The following is a 20,573-nucleotide window of genomic DNA, read 5'->3' as shown; positions in this document are numbered from 1 at the left end:
AGCCTCCTGCACGACCGGCTCCCCCGATGGAGCCTTCGATGGACGACATCCTGTCCTCCATCCGCAACATCCTGAACGAGGATGAGCAGCTGGATGCCGCGCCCGCGCCGCTGGAGTTGACCGAGGATATGCTGGTCCCGACCCCGAAGACCCCCGCCGCCATGCCGGAGAGCCAGGCGCAGGCCGCGCCGCCGCCGGCCCCCGAGCCGCGCCCGGCGCCGCAGGCGCCGCGCGCCGAGGCCCCCCGCCCCGAGGCGCACCCGCAGGCGCCGGCCGCTGCCCCGGCCGAGGAGAGCGGGCTGGTCAGCCCGCTGGCCGCCGCCGCCGCGGCCGCCGCGATCGGCCAGCTGGCCCGGGCGGTGGCCGATGACCGCAAGGCCAGCGTGCAGCGCGGCAGCGGTGTCACCATCGAGGATCTGGTGCGCGAGGAGCTGCGCCCGATGCTGAAATCCTGGCTCGACCAGCACCTGCCGCCGCTGGTGGAGCGGCTGGTGAAGTCCGAGATCGAGAAGCTGCTGAGCCGCAACGCCGGCTGAGGCGCGGCCGCCGGGGGGCGGGGCAGGGCGCCCCGCCCGCCTTTGCCCGCGCGGCTGGCGCGGGCCTGGCCTGTGGGCTCTTGACGGCGGGGCGGCGGACGCACAAGCGTGCGCCATGCTCGACAAGACCCTCTCGCCCGCCAGTTTCGAACAGCGCCTCTATGAAGGGTGGGAGGCCGCCGGCAGGTTCGGCGCCCATCCCGACAGCACAGCGGCGCCGTTCACCATCATGATCCCGCCGCCCAATGTCACGGGCAGCCTGCATATCGGCCACGCGCTGACCTTCACGATCCAGGACACGCTGATCCGCTGGCGGCGCATGCAGGGCCGGGACGCGCTGTGGCAGCCCGGCACCGACCATGCCGGCATCGCGACGCAGATGGTGGTGGAGCGGCTGCTGGCCGGCCAGGGCGTGCAGCGGCGCGAGATCGGGCGCGAGAAATTCCTCGAGCATGTCTGGGAGTGGAAGGCGCAGTCGGGCGGCAGCATCACCCGCCAGCTCCGCCGCCTCGGCGCCAGCCTGGACTGGCCGCGCGAGCGCTTCACCATGGATGAGGGCCTGTCGCAGGCGGTGCGCGAGGTCTTCGTCACCCTGCATGAGCAGGGGCTGATCTATCGCGACCGCCGCCTGGTGAACTGGGACCCGAAATTCCAGACTGCGATCTCCGACCTCGAGGTGGAGAGCCGCGAGGTGAAGGGCAGCCTGTGGCATCTGCGCTACCCGGTGGAGGGCGAGGCCGGCCGCTTCATCGTGGTCGCCACCACCCGCCCCGAGACCATGCTGGGCGACACGGCGATCGCCGTGCACCCGGAGGATGCGCGCTTCCGCGACCTGATCGGGAAATTCGCCATCCTGCCGCTGGTCGGCCGCCGCATCCCCATCGTGGCGGATGAGTATTCCGACCCGGAGAAGGGCTCGGGCGCGGTGAAGATCACGCCGGCGCACGACTTCAACGACTTTGCCGTCGGCAAGCGCCACGGCCTCGCCATGCCGTCGGTGCTGGACGCCGATGGCGCGGTGATGCTGGCCGAGATCGAGGGCGACCTCACCGCCATCGAGGGCGTCGCCGACCCCGCCTTCGTGCGCGGCCTGCTGGGCCAGGACCGCTTCGCGGCGCGCAAGGCCATCGTGGCCGAGCTGGAGCGGCTGGAGCTGGTCGAGCAGATCGAGCCCCATACCCATGCCGTGCCGCATGGCGACCGCTCCGGCGTGCCGATCGAGCCGCGGCTGACCCTGCAATGGTATTGCGACGCCGCGACGCTGGCCAAGCCTGCCATCGAGGCGGTGGAGACCGGCAGGACCGAGTTCGTCCCCAAGCACTTCGAGAATATTTTCTTCAGTTGGATGCGCGACATCCAGCCCTGGTGCATCTCGCGCCAGCTCTGGTGGGGTCACCAGATCCCGGCCTGGTATGCGCCGGATGGCAGCTGTTTCGTCGCGCGCACGGAAGAGGAAGCGCTGGCCCAGGCGCGCCGGAAGCTGGGCGCGGACGTCACCCTGACGCGGGACGAGGACGTGCTGGACACCTGGTTCAGCTCCGCCCTGTGGCCGTTCAGCACCCTCGGCTGGCCCAACAAGACGGCCGAGCTGGAGAAATATTACCCCGGCGACGTGCTGGTGACGGGCTGGGATATCATCTTCTTCTGGGTCGCCCGGATGATGATGATGGGCATCCACTTCATGGGCGATGTGCCCTTCAAGACCGTCTACATCCATGGCCTGGTCCGCGACGAGAAGGGCCAGAAGATGTCGAAGTCGAAGGGCAACGTCATCGACCCGCTGGAGCTGGTGGACAGCTTCGGGGCGGACGCGCTGCGCTTCGCCATCGCCTCGCTGGCGACGCCGGGCCGCGACGTGAAGCTCGGCCGCAAGCGGGTGGAGGATTTCCGTTCCTTCGGCACCAAGATCTGGAACGCCGCCCGCTTCTGCGAGATGAACGGCATCGCGCCGGATGCCGGTTTCGACCCGTCCAAGGTCGAGACGCCGCTGGCGCGCTGGATCCTGGACGCGGCCAATACCGCCATCGCCGAGGCGAATGCGGCGCTCGAGGCCTATCGCATGGATGACTATGCGAGCGCCTGCTACCGCTTCACCTGGAACAGCTTCTGCGACTGGTTCCTGGAATTCGCCAAGCCGGCGCTGGCCGGCGAGGATGGGCCGGAAAAGGCCGAGGTGAAGGGCGCCGCCCAGCATGTGCTGGGCACCATCCTGAAGCTGCTGCACCCGGTCATGCCGTACCTCACCGAGGAGCTGTGGGACCGGCTGGGCTATGGCCCGGAATGCAGCCTGATCGGCGAGAGCTGGCCCGCCCCGGTCGCAATCCCCGGCGCGGCCGAGGCGCGGGCGGAGCTGGACTGGCTGGTCTCGCTGATCTCGGCGGTGCGCGGCGTGCGGGCGGAGATGAACGTGCCGCCCTCCATCACCGTGCCGCTGCTGCTGCAGGGCGCCTCGCCTGAGACGCTGGCGCGCGGCGCCCGCTGGATCGACGCCATCCGCCGCCTGGGCCGCGCCACCGAGTTCCGCGCGCTGGCCGAGGGCGAGGCGCCGAAGGGCGCGCAGGTGGTGGTGGGCGAGGCCACCATCCTGCTGCCGCTGGCCGAGGTGATCGACCTCGGCGCCGAGCGGGCGCGTCTGGCCAAGGAGCGCGACAAGGCGCTGGCCGAGGCGGCGAAGGTCGAGCAGAAGCTGGCCAATGCCGATTTCGTCGCCCGCGCCAAGCCCGAGGTGGTCGAGGAGAATCGCGAGCGCCTGGCCGGCTACCAGGCCGAGGCGGCGCGGCTCGAGGCGGCGATGGCGCGCATCGCCGGCTGAACGGGCAGGGGGCCGGCCCTGCGGCCGGCCCCGCTGCCGGTTACATGTCCTTTCCATGAAGAATAATTCACGGATTTATTGTCCGCTGATTTGAACGGCTGAGGCCGGATTCATGGAAGGACTGCAACGGCTGCGGGTCTTGTATAATATCCTTCAACTCGCGCCTGCGTTATCCGCTCCCTGAGCCCGCGCCCCGCCGCCAGCCCCCTGGCGCGACGCGGGTGGACAGGAGTGAGCATGAGCAGCAGCAGCACCAGCGGCACCACCTCCGCCGCTGCCCCCGCCGGGACCGCGGCGGAGCGCCCGGCGCGCGACCCGCACGACACCCGCCGGCGTGTCCTCGCCATCCTCGGCGGGTCCTCCGGCAATCTCGTCGAATGGTATGATTTCTACGTCTACGCCGCGACGGCGCTGTATTTCGCGCCCTCCTTCTTCCCCGGCGACAACCCGACCGTCCAGCTTCTCAACACCGCCGCCATCTTCGCCGTCGGCTTCCTGATGCGCCCGATCGGCGGCTGGCTGTTCGGCCGCATCGCCGACCGGCATGGGCGGCGCGCCTCCATGCTCATCTCGGTCCTGCTGATGTGCTTCGGCTCGCTGATGATCGCGGTGCTGCCGACCTATCAGAGCATCGGCATCGCGGCGCCGGTGCTGCTGCTGGTGGCGCGGCTGCTGCAGGGCCTCTCGGTCGGCGGCGAATACGGCACCTCGGCCACCTATATGAGCGAGGTGGCGCTGGCCCGGCATCGCGGCTTCTTCGCCTCCTTCCAGTATGTGACGCTGATCGGCGGCCAGCTGCTGGCGCTGCTGGTGGTCGTGGTGCTGCAGGCGGTCTACGACACCGCCGAGATCCGCGCCTGGGCCTGGCGCATCCCCTTCTTCATCGGCGCCGGCACGGCGGTGATCGCGCTGTTCCTGCGCCGCGCCCTGCACGAGACCAGCAAGGCCTCCGAGCGCGGGCGGGACGGGGCGGGCAGCATCGCCCTGCTGCTGAAGCATCCGCGGCCGCTGCTGCAGGTGATCGGGCTGACCGCGGGCGGCAGCCTCAGCTTCTACGCCTTCACCACCTATATGCAGAAATTCCTGGTCAACACGGCGGGCTTCACGGCGGCCTCCGCCAGCCAGACCATGGCGGCGGTGCTGTTCTGCTACATGCTGCTGCAGCCGCCGCTGGGCGCGCTGTCGGACCGCATCGGCCGGCGCAACTCGCTGCTGGTCTTCGCCGCCGGCATGGCGGTGATCACCGTGCCGCTGATGACCTGGCTGGCCGGGGTGCAGACGCCGGTCGCGGCCTTCTGCGGCATCCTGGCGGCGCTGTTCATCATCAGCTTCTACACCTCGATCAGCGGCGTGGTGAAAGCCGAGATGTTCCCGGCCGAGATCCGCGCGCTCGGCGTCGGCCTCGGCTACGCCATCGCCAATTCGCTGTTCGGCGGCACGGCGGAGTATGTCGCCCTCTACCTGAAGAACCAGGGGATGGAGAGCGCCTTCTTCTGGTATGTCGCGATCTTCGCCATCGTCTCGCTGGTCGCCACGCTGACGATGAGGGAGCCGCGCCAGCATGGCTATCTGAGCGCGACGGACGACGACTGAACGGGGCAGGGCGCGGCCGAACGCCGCGCCCGCCCGGCCCAGCCTGGCCTGGGCTGCGCGCCGCGTAGCCCAGCCCTGCGCCGGCCGCTCCGCGTGACCCTGTTGCCGGCGGAAGCTTGTTGCGCGATACACCCATCGGGACGCAACAGAATGAAGGTCACGCCCGCATGGCTGAGCACAAATGGGATAAGTCGCGCCTGCCGAGCCGCCATGTGAGCGTCGGCCCGGAGCGCGCGCCGCACCGCTCCTACTACTACGCGATGGGCATGACCGAGGAGGAGATCGCCCAGCCGCTGGTGGGCGTCGCCACCTGCTGGAACGAGGCCGCCCCCTGCAACATCGCGCTGAACCGCCAGGCGCAGAGCGTGAAGCAGGGCGTCAAGGAAGCCTTCGGCACGCCGCGCGAATTCACCACCATCACGGTGACCGACGGCATCGCCATGGGCCACCAGGGCATGAAGTCGTCGCTCGCCTCGCGCGACGCCATCGCCGACACGGTGGAACTCACCATGCGCGGCCACAGCTACGACGCCATGGTCACCCTGGCGGGCTGCGACAAGTCGCTGCCCGGGATGATGATGGCCATGCTGCGGCTGAACGTGCCGAGCGTGTTCATGTATGGCGGCTCCATCCTGCCCGGCAAGTTCAAGGGCAAGGATGTGACGGTGGTCGACGTGTTCGAGGCGGTCGGCCAGCACGCCGCCGGCAACATGTCGGATGAGGATCTGCACGCCCTGGAATGCGTGGCCTGCCCCTCGGCCGGCGCCTGCGGCGGCCAGTTCACCGCCAACACCATGGCGACGGTGTCCGAGGCGATCGGCCTGGCGCTGCCCGGCTCCGCCGGCGCGCCCGCGCCCTATGAGGATCGCGACCGCTGGGCCGTCGAATCCGGCCGCGCCGTGATGAACCTGCTGAAGAAGAACATCCGCCCGCGCGACATCGTCACGCTGAAGGCGCTGGAGAATGCGGCGGTCGTGGTCGGCGCCACCGGCGGCTCGACCAATGCGGGCCTGCACCTGCCGGCCATCGCGCATGAGGCGGGCATCCGCTTCACGCTCGACGATGTCGCCGCCATCATGCGCCGCACCCCCTACATCGCCGACCTGAAGCCGGGCGGGAAGTATGTGGCGCTCGACGTGCACAAGGTCGGCGGCATCCCCATCATCATCAAGGCGCTGCTCGATGCCGGGCTGCTGCATGGCGACTGCCTGACGGTCACCGGCAAGACGCTCGCCGAGAACCATGCCGATGTGGTGTTCCCGACCGACCAGGACGTCATCTACCCCGTGTCGAAGGCGCTGACGCCGACCGGCGGCGTGGTCGGGCTGAAGGGCAACCTGGCCCCGGACGGCGCCATCGTGAAGGTGGCCGGCATGAAGAAGCTGCGCTTCGAGGGCACGGCGCTGTGCTTCGATTGCGAGGAGGACGGCTTCAAGGCGGTGGAGCAGCGCGCCTACAAGGAAGGCGATGTCATCGTCATCCGCTATGAGGGCCCGAAGGGCGGCCCCGGCATGCGCGAGATGCTCTCCACCACCGCCGCCATCTATGGCCAGGGCATGGGCGAGAAGGTGGCGCTGATCACCGATGGCCGCTTCTCCGGCGCGACCCGCGGCTTCTGCGTCGGCCATGTCGGGCCGGAAGCCGCGGTGGGCGGGCCGATCGGCCTGCTGAAGAATGGCGACAGGATCGTCATCGACGCCGAGAAGGGCACGATCGACGTGCTGCTGTCGGAGGAGGAGCTGGCGAAGCGCCGCGCCGAATGGCAGCCGCGCCGCACCGACTACAATTCCGGCGCGCTGTGGAAATACGCCCAGCTGGTGGGCCCGGCGCATCTGGGTGCGGTGACGCATCCGGGCGGCGCCGAGGAAACGCATTGCTACGCCGACATCTGACGCCGGCGTCGGAAAAGCCAGACGGGACGGGGGCGGCACCGCGGGTGCCGCCCCTTTTCGCTTTAAGATTCCGTCACATCCTGCCCCGCTTCGTCATGCTTTTGCCCCAGCATCGCCATCAGCGCCGGCTTTCCTGATCCTGCAGAACCGCCCCGGGCGCCAGGATGGCCCCAGGCCCTCCGGGCGCCGCCGGGAGCGGAAAGGAGAACGCCGATGCTGAATCGTCGCGCCCTGCTGGGGCGCCTGGCAGCCGGGCTGGGCCTGGTGGCCCTGCCGGTCGGGGCCGGCGCCCTGGCGCAGCCCTATGGCCCGCCGCCGGGTCGCCCCCCTGGCCCGCCCCCGGGCTGGCGCCCGCCGCCGCCGCCGCCGCCCCGCTATGAGCGCCGCCCCGGCCCGCCGCCGCGCGGCGGCGCCGCCTGGCAGCCCGGCCATTGGGGCTGGCGGGGCGGCCAGTATGTCTGGGTGCCGGGCCGCTGGGTGGATCGCCGCCGTGGCCGCTGGCGCGAGGGGCGCTGGGTCGAGCGGCGCGGCGGCTGGGTCTGGGTCGAGCCGGGCTGGAGGTGATGCCATGCGCCGCCTGACCCCCGCCTTGCTGCTGGGCGCGGCCGCGCTGGGCCTGGCCGGCTGCGTGGTCGCCCCGGCGCCGGCCTATTACGGCCCGCCGCGCGGCTATTACTACGCGCCGCCGCCCCCTCCGCCGCCCCCGCCGCCGCGCTACTGGTATCGCGGCTGGTAGCCAGGAAGCAGGCCGGCCCCATCGCGGGGCCGGCCTCCCAGCGTGTCACCCACCGAGGACAGGATGCGTCATCTTCTGCTGCTGGGCGTGGTCGTCATCGCCCTGATCGGCCTGGCCGGCTGCGCGCCTGCGGGCCAGGCGCCGACGCTCGCGGGCGAGGGGCTGGCAGGCAGCCCGCTGCTGGCGCCGGCCGCCCTGCCGCCGCTGCGGGCCCTGCCGCTGCCCGAGGCCGGCTGAGCCTCAGCCCAGCTCGACCAGCAGCGGCGTGTGGTCGGAGGGCTGTTCCTGGCTGCGCGGCGCGGTGTCGACCCAGGCGCGGGTCAGCCGCTCCGCCAGCTCGGGCGAGAGCATGGCATGGTCGATGCGCAGGCCCCGGTTGCCCTCGAAGGACGGGCCGTAATCCCAGTAGGTATAGAGCCGCTCGCCCGGATGCAGGGCGCGCAGCGCGTCCGTCAGGCCGAGATTCGCCAGGGCGCGAAATTCCGCCCGCGTCTCGGGCCGCACCAGCGCGTCGGTGGGCGGCAGGGCGCCCGGCGCCAGGTCGAGCTCGGTCGGGCAGACATTGAAATCACCGAGGATGGCGTAGGGGGTGAAGGCATCCAGCCGCGCCGCCGCCAGCGCCCGCAGCCGGCGCATCCAGCCGAGCTTGTAGGCATAGCCCTCCGCCCCGCCGGAATTGCCGTTCGGCAGGTAGATGCCGGCGAAATGCGCGCCCTCCGCCGTCACCTCGATATAGCGGGCATGGGTGTCGTCATCCCCGCCCGGCAATTCCTCGACCACGACCTCATACGGGATGCGCCCCAGCACGGCGACGCCGTTGCGCCCGCCATGCTGGCCCACCGCGTGGCTGCTATAGCCGAGATCGGTGAACTCTCCGGCCGGGAATTCCTCGGTCTTGCATTTCAGCTCCTGCAGGAAGAGCAGGTCGGGCTGGGCGGTCTCCAGGAAGCGGCGCAGATGCGGCACGCGCTTGCGCACCGAATTGACGTTGAAGCTGGCGAGGCGCACGGGCGGCCGGTTCGCTCAGCCGACCGAGAAGGAGGCGCCGCAGCCGCAGCCCGAGGCCGCCTGCGGGTTCTTCACGCTGAAATGGGCGCCGATCAGCTCATCCGCCCAGTCGAGCTCGGAGCCCGCCAGCAGCTCCAGGCTGACCGGGTCGATCATCACCCGCACGCCCTCCTGCTCGATCACCAGATCATCCCCGGCGGGCGCATCCTCCAGCTCGAAGGAATACTGGAAGCCGGAGCAGCCGCCGGCCAGCACCGCCAGGCGCAGCCCGGCCTGCGGGCGGCCCTGGCGCGCGGCGATCTCCGCCACCTGGGCGAAGGCGCGCGGGGTGACGCGGAAGGCGGGCTCGGAAGCGGGCAGGGTGGTGCCGTCGGGCATGGTGCGGAACTCCTCGGACCCCAACATAGGCCGCGAAGGTTGGTTTTTCCAACGCCGCTGCCGCGGCCCTGCCGTGCCGGGCGTGGGGGGAGGGCGGCGCCGGCCCGGGCTTTCCGGGCCCGGCCGCCGGCCTGCGGCGTTGCGGCGCGGCGGGGCGGCTGGTAAGGCCCGCCGGTCATGCCCGACCTCGCCCCCTTCGCCGTGCGCGCCGAGACGTCACGGGGCCGCCTCCATGCGGAGCCGGCCGATGGGGGCCGCTCGCCCTTCCAGCGGGACCGGGACCGGATCATCCACAGCGCTGCCTTCCGCCGCCTGCAATACAAGACCCAGGTCTTCATCTACCATGAGGGCGACGCTTTCCGCACCCGGCTGACCCACAGCGTCGAGGTGGCGCAGATCGCCCGCTCCATGGCACGGCGCCTGGCGGTGGACGAGGATCTGGCCGAGGCGCTGGCGCTGGCCCATGACCTCGGCCATCCGCCCTTCGGTCATGCCGGGGAGGAGGCGCTGAACGGGCTGATGCGCCCCTATGGCGGCTTCGACCACAATGCGCAGAGCCTGAAGGCGGTGACGGTGCTGGAGAAGCGCTATGCCGAATTCGACGGGCTGAACCTGACCTGGGAGACGCTGGAGGGGCTGGCCAAGCACAATGGCCCGATCCGCAGCCCCTCCCGCTTCATGGCGGACTACGATTCGCGGCATCCGCTGGAACTCGGCAGCCATGCCTCGGTGGAGGCGCAGCTGGCCGCGCTCGCCGATGACATCGCCTACAACAATCACGACCTCGACGATGGCCTGCGCGCCGGGCTGTTCACGCTGGAGGAGGCCGCCGCCCTGCCGCTGGTGGGCGATGCGGTGCGCGAGGTGCGCAGCCGCTACCCGGAGGCGCCGCCCGCCCGCCAGGCCAGCGAGGCGATCCGCCGCGTCATCAACGCCATGATCCAGGACGTGCTGGCCGAGACCGGCCGCCGCCTGGCCGCGCTGGCGCCCGCAAGCGTGGCCGATGTGCGCGCCGCCGGCCGGCCCATGGTGGTGTTCAGCGCCGGCATGCAGGAGGCCAACCAGGCGGTGCGCGCCTTCCTGCGCGACCGCATGTACCGCCATTGGCGCGTCAACCGCACCACGCAGAAATCGCGCCGCGTGGTGCAGGTGCTGTTCAGCCTGCTGCATGGCGGGCCGGACATGCTGCCGCCCGAATGGCGCGACCGTGCCGGACCCGCCGGCAGCGCCGACTGCGCCGCCGTGGTCTGCGACTACATCGCCGGCATGACCGACCGCTTCGCGCTGGACGAGCACCGGCGCCTCACCGACCCTCACATTCCCGGCTGAACGGACATCATGGAACAGACCACCCCCGCCCCGCAGGACATGTTCGCCGCGCTGCGCGCCGAGGTGCTGGCCTGCCTGCGACGCCTGCTGCCCGATCTGCCGGAGGAGGCGCTGGCGCGCGTCACGGTGGAGCCGCCGCGCGATGCGTCGCATGGCGACATGTCGACCAACGCCGCCATGGTGGTGGCCAAGATCGCCAGGCTGCCGCCGCCGAAGCTGGCCGCCGAGCTCGCCGCCGCGCTGGCCGCGCTGCCGAGTGTTGCCGAGGCCGCGCCGGCCGGCCCGGGCTTCGTCAATCTGCGCCTGACGGAAGACTTCCTGCTGGGCCAGGTGGCGACCGTGCTGCGCGCCGGCGAGGCCTATGGCGACAGCCAGGCCGGCGGCGGGGTGCGGGTGAATGTTGAATATGTCTCGGCCAACCCGACGGGGCCGATGCATGTCGGCCATTGCCGCGGCGCCGTGGTGGGCGATGCGCTGGCCAATCTGCTGGCCAAGGCGGGCGCCGCCGTCACCAAGGAATACTACATCAACGATGCCGGCGCGCAGGTGCAGGCGCTGGGCTATGCCGCCTATTGGCGCTACCTGCAGGCCCTCGGCACCACGCTGACCGAGGAAGAGTACGCGGAAGCGGTCCCCGGCGGGCTGCAATATCGCGGCGACTATCTGGTGCCGGTCGGCGAGGCCCTGAAGGAAAAATTCGGCGACAGCCTGGCGCCGGGTGCCAAGCCGGCCGAGGCGTCGCTCTGGCTCGACACCGTGCGCAACTTCGCCGTTCACGCCATGATGGACGCGATCCGCGAGGATCTCGCCGCGCTCGGCGTCGCGCATGACGTCTTCATCAGCGAGGCGCAGCTGGTGCGCGACGGCGTGGCGGATGCCGCCATCGCCGCGCTCTCCGCCAAGGGCCTGGTCTATGAGGGCGTGCTGGAGCCGCCCAAGGGCAAGACGCCCGAGGATTGGGAGCCGCGGCCGCAGACGCTCTTCGCCTCGACGAAGTTCGGCGATGATGTCGACCGCCCGCTGCGCAAATCCGATGGCAGCAACACCTATTTCGCCAATGACATCGGCAACCATGCCGACAAGATCGCCCGCGGCATGCAGCAGCTGGTGCAGGTCTGGGGCGCCGATCATGGCGGCTATGTCAAGCGCATGCAGGCGGCGACCAAGGCGCTGTCCGACGGTGCCGTGCCGCTCGACGTGCTGCTCTGCCAGATCGTCAAGGTGATGAAGGGCGGCGAGCCGGTGCGCATGTCGAAGCGCGCCGGCACCTACATCACGCTGCGTGACCTGATCGACGAGGTCGGCCGCGACGCGGTGCGCTTCACCATGCTGACGCGCAAATCGGATGCGCAGATGGAGTTCGATCTCGACCGCGTGGTCGAGCAGTCGCGCGACAATCCGGTGTTCTACGTGCAGTATGCGCATGCGCGTTGCCGCTCGGTGCTGCGCCAGGCCGGCGACCCGCAGCGCGAGGCGCTGACCGATGCGCCGCTCTCCAGCCTGAAGGACGCGGCGGAGCTCGCCCTGATCCGCCGCATCGCCGCCTGGCCGCGCCTTATCGAGGCCGCTGCTGCGGCGCGGGAGCCGCATCGAATTGCCTTTTATCTCGGTGACTTGGCCGCCGACTTTCATATTTTGTGGAACCGCGGCCGGGATGATGCGACACTGCGCTTCATCCAGGCCGACGACGCGGCGGCCACCCGGGCGCGCCTTGCCCTGGTGGCGGCGACGGCCATCGTCATCCGCTCGGGCCTCGCGGTCATGGGCGTGCAACCGGTTGAGGAGATGCGGTGAGGGAAGTTCAGGTCCCGTCCTATCGTGTCCGGGAGGCGGAGGATGACGGCAGCTCCCGCCGCCTCGCCATCATGGCGGGCGGCGTCGCGGCGCTGCTGGCGGTCGGCGGCCTGGTCGGCTGGGCCATCAGCCGCGGCGGCAATGGCGCCATCCCGGTTGTCGAGGCCGATTCCCGCCCGATGAAGATCCGGCCCGAGGATCGCGGCGGGCTGCGCGTCGCCAACCAGGACGAGATCATCTTCGAGCGCCGCAACGCCGCCGGGCATTTCGAGGCCACCGGCCGGCTCGGCCCGGCCGCCGAGGCGCCGAATCTGGACGCGCTGCGCGCCGCCACGGCGCCGCCGCCGGCCGCCCCCGCGCCCGTCGCTCAGCCTGCGACAAATGGTTCGGTGCCGAATGGCGCGGTGCCGGCGCCCGGCACGGCGCAGCCGCATGCGGCCCAGGCGCCCGCCGTGTCGCCCGCCGCGCCGCACGCCGCCCCGGCCCAGCCGCATGCGCCGGCCGCGCCGCAGGCCGCGCCGCGCAGCGCCACCCCGCCCGTGGCGACGCCGCCCACCGCCCCCGCCGGCCCGGCGCCGGTGGCCGGCGCCCCCGCGCCCAGCGCCCCGGTGCGCAGCGGCGCGGTGCTGGTGCAGCTCGGCGCCCTCGATTCGGAAGCCGGCGCCCGCGCCGAGTGGGAGCGGCTGACCCGCCGCGTGCCGGAGCTGCAGGGCCGCTCGCCGCAGATCACCCGCTTCGAGCGGGAAGGGCGGCCGACCATGTGGCGGCTGCGCCTGGGCGTCGAGGATTCCGCCGGCGCCGGCGCGCTGTGCGAGGCGGTGAAGACCCGCGGCGGCGCCTGCGCCGTGCTGGGGGGCTGAGGGGCCGCGCATGGTCACGCCGCGCGCCGCCATCATCGGCCTCTCCGGCCCCGAGCTGCTGGCCGAGGAGGCGGCGCTGCTGCGCCGCTTCCGGCCCTTCGGCGCCATCCTGTTCGGCCGCAATGTGCAGAACCCGGCGCAGCTGCGCCGGCTGACCGCCGCCATCCGCGAGGCGCTGGGCGAGCACGCCCCGGTGCTGGTGGACCAGGAGGGCGGCCGCGTCGCCCGGCTGCGCCCGCCGCACTGGCCGCGCTTCGAGCCCGCCGCGCGCTTCGAGCGCCTGCCGGGCGAGGCGGCGGAGGCCAATGCCACGCTGCTCGGCCTGGAATGCGCCTCCGTCGGGCTCGATGTGGTCTGCGCCCCGGTGCTCGACCTGCGGCTGCCGGGGGCGCATTCGGTGGTGGGCGATCGCGGCTTCTCGGCGGAGCCCGCCGAGGTCGCGCGGCTCGGCGCCGCCTGGGTCGCCGGGCTGCAACGCGCCGGCACCATCCCCGTCGTCAAGCATCTGCCCGGGCATGGCCGCGCCATGGTCGACAGCCATCTGGAGCTGCCCCGCGTCACCGCCGGGCGCGAGGCGCTGCAGGCCGATTGGGCGCCGTTCCGGGCCCCTGTCGGGCAGCGGCGCCTGGGGCATGACGGCGCATATCCTGTTCGAGGCGCTGGACCCCGCCCGCCCCGCCACCCTGTCGCCCCGCATCATCGCGGACATCATCCGCGGCGAGATCGGCTTTGGCGGGCTGCTGCTCTCCGACGATCTGGCGATGCAAGCGCTCTCCGGCACGCCGGCCGAGCGCGCCGCCGCCTGCCTCGCCGCCGGCTGCGACATCGCGCTGCATTGCAGCGGCGTGCTCGGTGACAGCGCCGCGGTGCTGGAGGCGGTGCCGGCGCTGTCGGAGCCGGCGCAGCAGCGCATCGCCGCCGCCTCCGCCGCCATGCGCCGCCTGGCGGCGCTGAGCCTGCCCGACCCGCTGGCGCTGGCGGCAAGGCGGGATGCGCTGATGCGGGACGCCGCGTGATCGACTGGCTGCCGGAGCTGGCCGCCGCGATCCTCGCCACGGTCTTCGCCATCACCCTGCACGAGGCCGCGCATGGCTATGCGGCGCTGGCGCTGGGCGATGACACGGCGCAGCGCGCGGGGCGGCTGAGCCTGAACCCGCTGCGCCATGTCGACCCGGTCGGCACGCTGCTGCTGCCGGGCCTGCTGCTGGCGGTGCAGCTGCTGGCGATCGGCCGGGTGGAGGCGATGTTCGGCTGGGCCAAGCCGGTGCCGGTCGATCTGCGCCGGCTGCGCAATCCGCGCTACGGCATGGTGCTGGTGGCCGCCGCCGGGCCGGCGATGAATGTCTTCCTGGCCTGGTGCGCCGCCATGCTGGCGCATCCGGTGCAGGAATGGGGGCATCTGCTGCCGCCCGACGTCACCGGCTGGATGATGCGCTTCATCATCCTGTCGATGCTGGCCAATCTGCTGCTCGGCCTGTTCAACCTGCTGCCGATCCCGCCCCTGGATGGCGGGCGCATCATGGTCGGGCTGCTGCCCTACCGCCTGGCCATGCCGCTGGCGCGGCTGGAGCCGGCGGGCCTCGTCATCGTCATGCTGCTGATCTTCGTGCTGCCGCGGCTGTCGGACACGCTGGACCCGATCGGCTGGCTGGTCGGGCTGGCCACCGGCCCGGGCTTCCGGCTGATCCTGCTGCTCTCGGGGCATGGCGGATGAGCGCCGCCGCCCCCGCGAAGCCGGAAGCGCCCGAGACGCTGCATGTCCGGCTCGAGGTCTATGAGGGCCCGCTCGACCTGCTGCTGGAGCTGGCCCGGGCGCAGAAGGTGGACATCGCCCGCATCTCCATCCTGGCGCTGGTCGACCAGTATCTGGCGGTGATCGAGGGCGCCCGCCGCGTGCGGCTGGAGCTGGCCGCCGATTGGCTGGTGATGGCCGCCTGGCTGGCCTGGCTGAAATCCCGCCTGCTGCTGCCCGAGGACCCCGAGGAGGAGCAGGACGCCGAGGAGCTGGCCGGCCAGCTGGCCGAGCGCCTGGCCGAGCTGGAGCGCATGCGCGAGGCCGCCCGCTGGCTCGGCACCAGGCCGCAGCTGGGGCAGGAGGTGCTGGCCCGCGGCGCCCCGGAAAGCCTGGTGCGGCAGGAGCAGGGCGGGCTCACCGCCGACCTGCCCGGGCTGCTGCGCGCCTATGTCGAGGCGCTGCGGCGTTCCCACGCGAAGCGCCCCTACCGGCCCAAGCCGCGCCGGCTCTGGACGGTGCAGGAGGCGCTGGACCGGCTGCAGCGCCTGGTCGGCAGCCTGCCCGATTGGGGCGAGCTGCAGCGTTTCCTGCCCGAGACACTGCAGGACCCGGTGGAGCGCCGCGCCGCCCTGGCCGCCACGCTGATCGCGGGTCTGGAAATGGCGCGCGGCGGCGGCATCGAGCTGCGGCAGGAGGCCGCCTTCGGGCCGATCCTGCTGCGCCGCGCCGCCGGGGCGGGCAGGGACGCCGCGCCGGAGGCCGAGGCGGCCGGGGCGGCGGAGGAGATGAAGCATGACGTCGCAGCCTGAGCCGCAGCCGCCCGCCCCGGAGGAGGCCCTGACGCCGCAGGAGGCCGCCGGGGCGGGCGAGGCGGCGCAGCCGGAACGCCGCGACCCGGCCGGCATCGCGCCCCTGGAGCATGCGCTGCGCCTGGCCGAGGCGCTGGTCTTCGCCGCCGACCGCCCGGTGCCGCTGGCCCGGCTGCAGACGCTGCTGCCCGAGGGGCTGCGCGCCGATGCGGTGATGACGCTGCTCGCCGCCCGCTATGCCGGGCGCGGCGTGGAGCTGACCGAGGTGGCCGGCGGCTATGCCTTCCGCACCGCCCCCGACCTGGCGCCGCTGCTGACCCGCGTGGTGGAGACGCCGCGCCGCCTGCCGCGCGTGGCGATGGAGGCGCTGGCCATCATCGCCTACCACCAGCCGGTGACCCGGCCGGAGATCGAGGAGATCCGCGGCACCAGCCTGTCCCAGGCGACGCTGGAGGCGCTGCTGGAGCATGGGCTGATCGCCCCGCGCGGCCGGCGGGAGGTGCCGGGCCGGCCGATGCTGTGGGGCACCACGCCGCGCTTCCTGGAGCAGTTCGGCCTGCGCGAACTGTCCGACCTGCCGCGGCGCGAGGAGCTGCTGGCCGGCGAGGCCGCGCCCGGCCCGCATGGCGCCGCGCCCGAGCTGCCGCTGGGCGCCCCGCCGGCCGCCGGCCCCGGCGCATGAGCCTGCGGCTGGAGGATGTCCACCACGCCTATGGCAGCCGCGCCGTGCTGCGGGGGGTGGATCTGGCGGTGGAGCCGGGCGAGATCCTCTGCATCCTCGGCCCCTCGGGCGATGGCAAGACGACGCTGCTGCGCCTGGCCGCCGGGCTGGAGGCGCTGCAGCAGGGCCGCATCCTGATCGGCGGCCAGCTGATGGCCGAGAAGGGGCGGGAGGTGCCGCCCGAGGGCCGCCGCGCCGGTTTCGTCTTCCAGGATTACGCGCTGTTCCCGCATCTGACCGTGGCGCAGAACATCGCCTTCGGCCTGCGCCGGCTGGGCCGTGCCGAGCGCGACGCGCTGGTGGCCGAGGCGCTGGGCCGGGTCGGCCTGTCCGGCCATGCCGGGGCCTATCCGCACATGCTCTCGGGCGGGCAGCAGCAGCGCGTCGCGCTGGCCCGCGCCCTGGCCCCGCGCCCTGCCGTGCTGCTGCTGGACGAGGCCTTCGCCAGCCTGGACGCCCGGCTGCGCGAGCGGGTGCGCGACGACACGCTGCATGTCCTGCAATCGGCCGGCATCGCCACCCTGATCGTCACCCATGACGCCGAGGAGGCGATGTTCATGGCCGACCGCATCGCGCTGATGCGCGGCGGCCGGGTCGAGCAGCTGGACACGCCGGAGGCGCTCTATCTGCGCCCGGCCAGCCGCTTCGTCGCCACCTTCCTGGGCGAGGTGAATGTCCTGCCGGCCCGCATCGCCGGCGGCGTGGCCGAGACCGCGCTGGGCCATGCCCCGGCCGGCCTGCCGGACGGCCCGGCCGAGCTGCTGCTGCGGCCCGAGGGGCTGCGCCTGCTGCCCCCGGGCGAGGGACTCGGGGCCGAGGTGCAGGCCTGCCGGCTGCTCGGCGCCCATTTCCTGGTGCATCTCTCCGCCCCGCTGCCGGACGGCACGGCGCTGCACCTGCATGCCCGGCTGCCGCCCGGGCCCCGGCTGGCGCGCGGCGCGCATGTCGGTTTGGCCATGGATCCGGAACGTGCCTTCGTGTTTTCCGGGGAGAGCCCCTAGATAAGCAGCCGCGGGTCCCGCATGGCCGCGCCAGATTGGCGCTGCCTCCGGTTCCTGCTAACGGAAGCGGCCCCCGCCTCGGGGAGATGGGAAGCACATGTTTGATTTGGCCTGGTCCGAAATTGCGCTGATCGCCGTGGTGGCCGTTGTCGTCATCGGGCCGAAGGATCTGCCGGACGCGATCCGCACGGTGGCCAAGGGCGTGCAGAAGCTGCGCCGCATGGCCTCCGACTTCCAGAGCCACGCCGACGAGCTGGTGCGCGAGGCGAAGCTCGAGGATGTGCGGGACCAGATCCGCGACATCCGCAATTTCGACGTGAAGGGCACGATCGAGCGCCACCTTGACGAGGGTGGCGAGATCCGCCGCACCTTCAATGACGACCCGCTGCGCGACAATGTCTGGAAGCCGGAGAACGGCACCGGCGCCGCGACCCCGTCCGGCACCGACGCCGCCACGGCGGAGGCCGGGCCGCCCGCGCCCGCCGCCGGCCCGGCACCGGCCCGGCCCGAGGGGCCGCCGGCCTTCGTGCCGCCCGGCATGGCCTCGGCCGGCGCCGCCCCTGCCGTCAGGCCGGCGGAGGCCAGCGCCTCCGCCACGCCCGCGACCCCGCCCGCAACCCCCAGCGTCTGAGCGTGCAAGTGGCCACTGACCAGGACGATTCCATCGACGACAAGCCGATGCCGCTGATCGAGCATCTGCTCGAGCTGCGCACCCGCCTGCTGTGGTCGCTCGGCGCCTTCATCCTCTGCTTCGCGCTGTGCTACTACTTCTCGGCGCAGATCTACGGCTTCCTCGCCCGGCCGCTGGCGGACATCCTGCACCAGCAATCGGGCGGCGAGCGGCGGATGATCTTCACCGCCCTCTATGAAGCCTTCTTCACCTATCTGAAGGTGGCGCTGTTCGGCGCGGTGTTCCTGAGCTTCCCGATGTGGGCGACGCAGCTCTGGCTGTTCATCGCCCCCGGCCTGTACCGGTCGGAGAAGAAGGCGCTGCTGCCCTTCCTGCTGGCCTCGCCGGTGCTGTTCATCCTGGGCGCGGCGCTGGCCTACTACTTCATCTTCCCGCTGGCCTGGAAGTTCTTCATCTCCTTCGAGACGCCGCCCGGCGCCGGCGCCCTGCCGGTGCAGCTGGAGGCCAAGGTCAGCGAATACCTGTCGCTGGTCATGCACATGATCCTGGCCTTCGGCATCGCCTTCCAGCTGCCGGTCGCGCTGACGCTGATGGCCAAGGTCGGCATCGTCTCGGTGGCCGGGCTGAAGAAGGGACGGCGCTACGCCATCGTCGGCATGTTCGTCGTCGCCGCCGTGATCACGCCGCCCGACATCATCAGCCAGGTCGGCCTCGCCGTGCCGCTGATCCTCCTCTACGAGATCTCCATCCTGGCCGCCGGCTGGGTGGCGCCGAAGCGCGACGACGAAGACAAGAGCTGAGCCTTTCCATGCACGATATCCGCATCGTCCGCGCCGATCCGGCCGCCTTCGACGCCGCCCTGGCCCGCCGCGGCCTGGCCCCGGTGGCCGAGGCGGTCCTGGCCCAGGACGCCACCCGCCGCGCCGCCCAGACCGCGGCGCAGGAGGTGCAGGCGCGGCGCAACCAGATCTCCAAGGAGATCGGCATGGCGAAGCGCCAGGGCGGCGACACCGCCGCCCTGGAGGCCGAGGGCGCCAGCCTGCGCGCCCGCATGGAGGCGCTGGAGGCCGAGGCGAAGCAGGCCGACGCCGCGCAGACCGCGCTGCTGGAGGCGCTGCCCAACCTGCTCGACGCCGAGGTCCCCGAGGGCCGCGACGAGAGCGACAATGTCGTGCTGCACCAGGAGGGCGAGCCGCCCGCGCTGGATTTCGCGCCGAAGCAGCATTTCGAGCTGGGCGAGGCGCTGGGGCTGATGGATTTCGGCGCCGCCGCCAAGCTCGCCGGCGCCCGCTTCACCGTGCTGCGCGGCCAGCTGGCGCGGCTGGAGCGCGCGCTCGGCCAGTACATGATCTCCCTCCATGTGGAGGAGCATGGCTATACCGAGACCTCGGTGCCGCTGCTGGTCAATGACGCGACCATGTATGGCACCGGCCAGCTGCCGAAATTCGAGGAGGATCTGTTCCGCACCACGGATGGCCGCTGGCTGATCCCGACCGCCGAGGTGCCGCTGACCAACCTCGTCGCCGGCGAGCTGCTGGCGGAAGCGGCGCTGCCGCTGCGCTACACCGCGCTGTCGCCCTGCTTCCGCTCCGAGGCCGGCAGCGCCGGGCGCGACACCCGCGGCATGCTGCGCCAGCACCAGTTCACCAAGGTGGAGATGGTCTCCATCACCCGGCCGGAGGATTCGGCCGCCGAGCATGAGCGCATGACGCGCTGCGCCGAGCGGGTGCTGACCGAGCTCGGCCTGGTCTGGCGCCGCGTGCTGCTCTGCGCCGGCGACACCGGCTTCTCGGCGGCCCGCACCTATGACCTCGAGGTCTGGCTGCCGGGGCAGGGGGCGTGGCGGGAGATTTCTTCCTGCTCCAATTGCCGCGACTTCCAGGCGCGCCGCATGAATGCCCGCTACCGGCCCGAGGCCGCGCCGGGCACCAAGGCGGCGCCCGCCTATCTGCACACGCTGAACGGCTCCGGCATCGCCGTCGGCCGCGCGCTGATCGCGGTGATGGAGACGCATCAGCAGGAAGATGGCAGCATCCGCGTGCCGCAGGTGCTGGCGCCCTGGATGGGCGGGGCCACGCGCATCGGCTGAAGGCGCTTGCGGCGACCGGGCTCTGCCCATAGTTTGCCGCCAGGTCGGGGCGTGGCGCAGCCTGGTAGCGCATCTGCTTTGGGAGCAGAGGGCCGGAGGTTCGAATCCTCTCGCCCCGATACCTTTTCCCCAATTGCCGCGTGGCGTGCCCCAGCCGCCCCGGACCCTGCGGAAGCTGCGAGATCATGAGCCGCGACCTTGCCATTGCCCGCATCTATCGCCAGCCGCGCTCGGCCATGCAGTCCGGCAAGGCGCGCAACGGCCAGTGGATGCTGACCTTCGCCCCCGCCGAGGCGCGCCGGAAGGATCCGCTGACCGGCTGGTACGGCTCGGGCGACACCCGCGCCCAGCTGCGCATCAGCTTCGCCAGCCAGGAAGCGGCCGAGGCCTATGCCCGCGCCAACAACATCCCCTATGAGGTCGAGCCGCCGCGCCCCGAGGCCGGGCTGAAGCCGAAATCCTATGCCGAGAATTTCCGCTACGGCCGCGCCGAGAACTGGACCCACTGAGCGGGATCCGGCTTCGCACCCTTAGCTCAACTGGATAGAGCAACCGGCTTCTACCCGGTTGGTTGGGGGTTCAAGTCCCTCAGGGTGCGCCATTTTCGACAGCCCCAGGCCGGTCCGGCCCGGGGCTTTTCCATACGCGC

At 72.0% G+C, this 20,573-nt stretch carries 21 protein-coding genes, 2 tRNA genes and 1 pseudogene; 22 read left to right on the top strand and 2 right to left on the bottom strand.

Annotated elements, in window-relative coordinates; genetic code table 11:
* Nucleotides 1-38: 38 nt before the first annotated feature.
* From QE401_RS08740 to QE401_RS08710, 7 genes are all read left to right on the top strand, one after another.
* A complete protein-coding gene (locus tag QE401_RS08740) occupies nucleotides 39-536 on the top strand; it encodes a DUF2497 domain-containing protein (protein ID WP_307137833.1) in 498 nt (165 codons plus the stop codon).
* 115 nt (nucleotides 537-651) lie between these two features.
* The gene (locus QE401_RS08735) at nucleotides 652-3,348 is read left to right on the top strand and encodes a valine--tRNA ligase (RefSeq protein ID WP_307137832.1); all 2,697 of its coding nucleotides are present in this window, start codon (nucleotides 652-654) and stop codon (nucleotides 3,346-3,348) included.
* Between the two features lie 237 nt (nucleotides 3,349-3,585).
* The gene (locus tag QE401_RS08730; protein WP_307137831.1) at nucleotides 3,586-4,941 is read left to right on the top strand and encodes an MFS family transporter; all 1,356 of its coding nucleotides are present in this window, start codon (nucleotides 3,586-3,588) and stop codon (nucleotides 4,939-4,941) included.
* A 167-nt stretch (nucleotides 4,942-5,108) separates the two neighbouring features.
* Nucleotides 5,109-6,833 carry a dihydroxy-acid dehydratase gene (gene ilvD / locus QE401_RS08725; RefSeq protein ID WP_307137830.1) on the top strand — a complete coding sequence of 575 codons (1,725 nt, stop codon included), beginning with the start codon at nucleotides 5,109-5,111 and terminating at the stop codon, nucleotides 6,831-6,833.
* A 213-nt stretch (nucleotides 6,834-7,046) separates the two neighbouring features.
* Nucleotides 7,047-7,397, top strand: coding sequence for a hypothetical protein (locus QE401_RS08720; RefSeq protein WP_307137829.1), 351 nt, complete (start codon nucleotides 7,047-7,049; stop codon nucleotides 7,395-7,397).
* 4 nt (nucleotides 7,398-7,401) lie between these two features.
* Nucleotides 7,402-7,569, top strand: a complete 168-nt coding sequence (locus QE401_RS08715; protein ID WP_307137828.1) for a hypothetical protein — start codon at nucleotides 7,402-7,404, stop codon at nucleotides 7,567-7,569.
* A 63-nt stretch (nucleotides 7,570-7,632) separates the two neighbouring features.
* Nucleotides 7,633-7,806: a hypothetical protein gene (locus tag QE401_RS08710; RefSeq protein WP_307137827.1), complete on the top strand. Its 174-nt coding sequence runs from the start codon at nucleotides 7,633-7,635 to the stop codon at nucleotides 7,804-7,806.
* Between the two features lie 3 nt (nucleotides 7,807-7,809).
* Here QE401_RS08710 and xth read toward each other — a convergent pair whose 3' ends face one another.
* Together xth and QE401_RS08700 are read right to left on the bottom strand one after the other, a co-directional pair.
* The gene (gene xth, locus QE401_RS08705; RefSeq protein WP_307137826.1) at nucleotides 7,810-8,577 is read right to left on the bottom strand and encodes an exodeoxyribonuclease III; all 768 of its coding nucleotides are present in this window, start codon (nucleotides 8,575-8,577) and stop codon (nucleotides 7,810-7,812) included.
* A gap of 15 nt (nucleotides 8,578-8,592) precedes the next feature.
* The gene (locus tag QE401_RS08700; RefSeq protein WP_307137825.1) at nucleotides 8,593-8,955 is read right to left on the bottom strand and encodes a HesB/IscA family protein; all 363 of its coding nucleotides are present in this window, start codon (nucleotides 8,953-8,955) and stop codon (nucleotides 8,593-8,595) included.
* A gap of 177 nt (nucleotides 8,956-9,132) precedes the next feature.
* Between QE401_RS08700 and QE401_RS08695 the strand changes: the two genes are divergently transcribed.
* The 15 genes and pseudogenes from QE401_RS08695 to QE401_RS08625 all read left to right on the top strand — a co-directional run bounded on the left by QE401_RS08695 (nucleotide 9,133) and on the right by QE401_RS08625 (nucleotide 20,525).
* Entirely contained in the window at nucleotides 9,133-10,284 is a 1,152-nt protein-coding gene (locus QE401_RS08695; RefSeq protein WP_307137824.1) for a deoxyguanosinetriphosphate triphosphohydrolase, read from the top strand.
* A 9-nt stretch (nucleotides 10,285-10,293) separates the two neighbouring features.
* Complete coding sequence (gene argS / locus QE401_RS08690; RefSeq protein ID WP_307137823.1) at nucleotides 10,294-12,078, top strand: arginine--tRNA ligase; 1,785 nt, start codon at nucleotides 10,294-10,296, stop codon at nucleotides 12,076-12,078.
* Nucleotides 12,075-12,938 carry an SPOR domain-containing protein gene (locus QE401_RS08685; protein WP_307137822.1) on the top strand — a complete coding sequence of 288 codons (864 nt, stop codon included), beginning with the start codon at nucleotides 12,075-12,077 and terminating at the stop codon, nucleotides 12,936-12,938. The genes argS and QE401_RS08685 overlap by 4 nt, the downstream gene beginning before the upstream one ends.
* A 10-nt stretch (nucleotides 12,939-12,948) precedes the next feature.
* Nucleotides 12,949-13,497: pseudogene (locus QE401_RS08680) on the top strand (glycoside hydrolase family 3 N-terminal domain-containing protein); the annotation flags it as partial.
* Complete coding sequence (locus QE401_RS08675; RefSeq protein WP_307137821.1) at nucleotides 13,454-13,954, top strand: glycoside hydrolase family 3 N-terminal domain-containing protein; 501 nt, start codon at nucleotides 13,454-13,456, stop codon at nucleotides 13,952-13,954. The pseudogene QE401_RS08680 and the gene QE401_RS08675, both read left to right, overlap by 44 nt.
* Nucleotides 13,951-14,652 (top strand): site-2 protease family protein, encoded by a 702-nt coding sequence (locus tag QE401_RS08670; RefSeq protein WP_307137820.1) that lies wholly within the window; start codon nucleotides 13,951-13,953, stop codon nucleotides 14,650-14,652. Before QE401_RS08675 ends, QE401_RS08670 begins: the two co-directional genes overlap by 4 nt.
* On the top strand, nucleotides 14,649-15,482 hold the full coding sequence (locus QE401_RS08665; protein WP_307137819.1) for a segregation and condensation protein A: 834 nt from the start codon (nucleotides 14,649-14,651) through the stop codon (nucleotides 15,480-15,482). Before QE401_RS08670 ends, QE401_RS08665 begins: the two co-directional genes overlap by 4 nt.
* A complete protein-coding gene (gene scpB, locus QE401_RS08660) occupies nucleotides 15,466-16,164 on the top strand; it encodes an SMC-Scp complex subunit ScpB (protein ID WP_307137818.1) in 699 nt (232 codons plus the stop codon). Before QE401_RS08665 ends, scpB begins: the two co-directional genes overlap by 17 nt.
* Nucleotides 16,161-17,204 (top strand): ABC transporter ATP-binding protein, encoded by a 1,044-nt coding sequence (locus QE401_RS08655; RefSeq protein ID WP_307137817.1) that lies wholly within the window; start codon nucleotides 16,161-16,163, stop codon nucleotides 17,202-17,204. Before scpB ends, QE401_RS08655 begins: the two co-directional genes overlap by 4 nt.
* Nucleotides 17,205-17,301: 97 nt before the next feature.
* Complete coding sequence (gene tatB / locus QE401_RS08650; RefSeq protein ID WP_307137816.1) at nucleotides 17,302-17,835, top strand: Sec-independent protein translocase protein TatB; 534 nt, start codon at nucleotides 17,302-17,304, stop codon at nucleotides 17,833-17,835.
* An 8-nt stretch (nucleotides 17,836-17,843) separates the two neighbouring features.
* On the top strand, nucleotides 17,844-18,635 hold the full coding sequence (gene tatC / locus QE401_RS08645; protein WP_307137815.1) for a twin-arginine translocase subunit TatC: 792 nt from the start codon (nucleotides 17,844-17,846) through the stop codon (nucleotides 18,633-18,635).
* An 8-nt stretch (nucleotides 18,636-18,643) separates the two neighbouring features.
* Nucleotides 18,644-19,924, top strand: coding sequence for a serine--tRNA ligase (gene serS / locus QE401_RS08640; protein ID WP_307137814.1), 1,281 nt, complete (start codon nucleotides 18,644-18,646; stop codon nucleotides 19,922-19,924).
* Between the two features lie 45 nt (nucleotides 19,925-19,969).
* Nucleotides 19,970-20,043: transfer RNA gene (locus QE401_RS08635), tRNA-Pro, on the top strand.
* A gap of 66 nt (nucleotides 20,044-20,109) precedes the next feature.
* Complete coding sequence (locus QE401_RS08630; RefSeq protein WP_307137813.1) at nucleotides 20,110-20,433, top strand: ETC complex I subunit; 324 nt, start codon at nucleotides 20,110-20,112, stop codon at nucleotides 20,431-20,433.
* A 15-nt stretch (nucleotides 20,434-20,448) separates the two neighbouring features.
* A tRNA-Arg gene (locus QE401_RS08625) sits at nucleotides 20,449-20,525 on the top strand.
* Nucleotides 20,526-20,573 lie beyond the last annotated feature (48 nt).

The organism is Pseudoroseomonas cervicalis (assembly GCF_030818485.1).
In the GTDB taxonomy this organism is placed as follows: domain Bacteria; phylum Pseudomonadota; class Alphaproteobacteria; order Acetobacterales; family Acetobacteraceae; genus Pseudoroseomonas; species Pseudoroseomonas cervicalis_A.
The sequence above is the reverse complement of the archived record's forward strand: the minus strand, read 5'-3'. Positions and strand labels throughout refer to the sequence as shown.